The organism is Actinoplanes sp. NPDC048791 (assembly GCF_040650095.1).
Lineage (GTDB): Bacteria > Actinomycetota > Actinomycetes > Mycobacteriales > Micromonosporaceae > Actinoplanes.
In genome coordinates, this window is sequence record NZ_JBEZGQ010001078.1 from 1 (window position 1) to 2717 (window position 2717).

General features: G+C 72.9%; 2 protein-coding genes and 1 pseudogene. 1 reads left to right on the forward strand and 2 read right to left on the reverse strand.

Annotated elements, in window-relative coordinates:
* Positions 1-107: 107 nt before the first annotated feature.
* On the forward strand, positions 108-833 hold the full coding sequence (locus AB0C29_RS42390; protein ID WP_360833165.1) for an ABC transporter ATP-binding protein: 726 nt from the start codon (positions 108-110) through the stop codon (positions 831-833).
* 7 nt (positions 834-840) lie between these two features.
* On the opposite strand, the gene AB0C29_RS42395 is transcribed toward AB0C29_RS42390, so the two are convergent.
* Both AB0C29_RS42395 and AB0C29_RS42400 read right to left on the reverse strand, forming a co-directional pair.
* The gene (locus tag AB0C29_RS42395) at positions 841-2100 is read right to left on the reverse strand and encodes a tetratricopeptide repeat protein (protein WP_360833167.1); all 1260 of its coding nucleotides are present in this window, start codon (positions 2098-2100) and stop codon (positions 841-843) included.
* Positions 2025-2717, reverse strand: a pseudogene (locus AB0C29_RS42400) (hypothetical protein); the annotation flags it as partial. The pseudogene AB0C29_RS42400 and the gene AB0C29_RS42395, both read right to left, overlap by 76 nt.

The following is a 2717-nucleotide window of genomic DNA, read 5'->3' on the forward strand; positions in this document are numbered from 1 at the left end:
CGGCCACCGCGGTCGCCGGCGTGCTCGTCACCGGCGCCGCCGCGGTGGTGCCGACCCTGCTGTTGCGCCGGCTGCCGGCCGCGCGCCTGCTGGCCGAGGAGTGAGGCATGGCGTCCGCCGAGATCAGGATCGACAACCTGTCCAAGACGTACGGGGACCTGACCGCCGTCGACGCCGTCACCCTCGACGTGCCGGCCGGCTCGATGGTCGCGCTCACCGGGCCGAGCGGGTCGGGCAAGTCGACGCTGCTGCACCTCGTCGGCGCGATCGAGCGGGCCGACACCGGCACGGTCACCGTCGACGGCCTGGACATCACCGCGCTGCGCCGCGGAGCCCTGTCCCGGTACCGGCAGAGCATCGGTTTCGTGTTCCAGCGCTACCACCTGCTGGCCCCGCTCACCGCGCTGGACAACGTGATCGCCCCGACGCTGCCCTACCGCGTGCCGTACGACCGGGTCACGCGCGGCCGCGAGCTCCTCGACGCGGTCGGGCTCGCTGGCCGCGAGGGTGCGGTGCCGGCCGAGCTTTCCGGCGGGCAGCAGCAGCGGGTGGCCATCGCGCGGGCGCTCATGGTGGAACCGCGGCTGCTCCTGGCCGACGAGCCGACCGGCAACCTGGACTCCCGGACCGGCCGGCAGATCATCGACCTGCTCGTACGGCTGCGCGCGGAGCGCGGCACGACCGTGTTGCTGGCCACCCACGAGCAGCACGTGGCGGCGCGGTGCGACCGCATCGTGCGCCTGACCGACGGTGCCGTGACGGAGGACCTGGACCTTCTCGAGGGCGAGTCCGAACAGGAGACCCTGGCCCGGGTGACGACGCTGCGCCCGTGAAAGCCGGTCAGGGACTCTGCTGGGCCCAGCGGGCGAGGTTCACCTGGGTGGCGCGGGTGAGTGGATGGTCGGCGCCCGACACGCGTTCACGGATCGGCAGCAGGTCGGCCAGGAGCCGGCGGGCGGTGGCGGGATCACCCGCGCGTCCGGTGTAGTCGGCGTGCAGGTCCTTGGCGACCAGAGTCTCGTTCGGATGCTCCTTGCCCCAGGCGCGCTCGAGCAGCGGGAGCAGGTCCGCCAGGCGGTCGCGGGCCTGCCGGGGATCGCCCGCCTCGCCGATCCAGGTGGCGAGATCCCGGGACGTGGCCAGCGTCTCCGGGTGGTCGGGACCGTTGACCCGCGTGCGGACCGCCAGCAGAGCCGCGTACTGGTCCCGCGCGCCCGGCGCGTTCCCGGCCTGACCCGTGAAATGGGCCAGGCAGACCGGCAGGGTGGGAGGGAGTGGTTGCGCCCGTCGGAAGAGCGGGGGGCGCAGCGTCAGCGTGTCGGGATGCTCCGGTCCCCAGACCCGTTCGGCCGCGGGCAGCAGCGGACGACACACCTCCCGGGCGCCGCCGGGTTCGCCCAGATGGCCCATCCAGTTGGCGAAATCCATCTTCGCGTACAACGTGCGGGGGTGGTCCGGGCCCAGGACCTTGTCGAGGAGGGGCAGGAGGCGCTGGTAACCGCCGTAGGCGTCGGATCTGGCTCCGGCCTCACCGGTCCACTCGATGAGGTGGACCCGCAGGATCAGGGTCCGCTCGTCCTCGGGCCCGAAGTGCCGCTCGAACAGAGGCAGCAGCTCCGCATACCGGTCGCGGGCAGCTCCCGCGTCACCCGTCATGCCGGTGAACCGGGCCAGCTCGGCCTTCGCGACGAGCACCGACGGATCCTCCGCGCCCGCGCGCTCCGGCATGGCGTCAACGACGCGCTGCTGGAGCCGTACGGCCGTGGGGTAGTCCGCGATCGCGTCGAGATACCCGATGGTCCGCAGCAGGCCGGTGGCATCGCCCGGCAGGACAACGATGACGTGGGGCAGCAGGCGGGCAAAGACGGGCCGGCTCGCCGGGTCCGCGGGATGAGCGGGCAGGCAGTGGTCCAGTGCTGCGCCGGCCCGGGCCCGCAGCACGTCGCGATGCGGTTCGTCCAGTTGATGCAGCGTCACCGCCTGCACGAGCCGGTGCACGGAGACACCGTCACCGGCGAGACTGATCATGCTGAACGAGGCGAGGACACCCAGCGCCTCGACCGCGTCCAGTTCGTCGGCGTCCGCCGCGCGGACCAGCACGTCGCGGGGCAGATCGTCCGGGCGAAGCAGGCCAGCAGATTCAGCATCTCGATGGCCAGGGGGCTGATCTCCCCGATCCGGGTCCGGGTCACGGCCCACGCCTTGGCCACGAGCCGCTCGTGGTCACCGCCGGCCGGCGCGGAGGCGTACATGCGCGTCGGTGAGGTGCGGAGAAGGTCGCGATACCGGCTCACCCCGATGCCGGGTGCCTGGGCGATGAAGGCGCCCGCCTGGGCCAGCGCGAGCGGCAGATCTCCCAGGTCGTCGGCCAGCGCGTCCAGCTGTCCGGTCTCGCCGGAGCGCGTCAGCTCGGCCAGCAGGAACACGGCCGCCGGCCGGGGCAGCACGCCCAGGTCGATCGGGATGCTGAGGTCGTGCCAGCCGGCGGTCCGGCGGGTGGTGATCAGGACGTGGCCGCCGTGCAGCCGGCCGAGGTAGGACCGCAGCGACGCCGCCTCGGCCACGTCGTCGAACACGAGCAGCCAACCGGGATGGGCCGCGAGCCAGGCCATGACCCAGGTGACCGCCTCCTCGGTGGTGGCCCGGCTCGAAGATCTACGGAGGCACCCGCTCGGCGTGGGACTACGGTCCGCTCGGTGTCGCGCTGAAGGAGAACG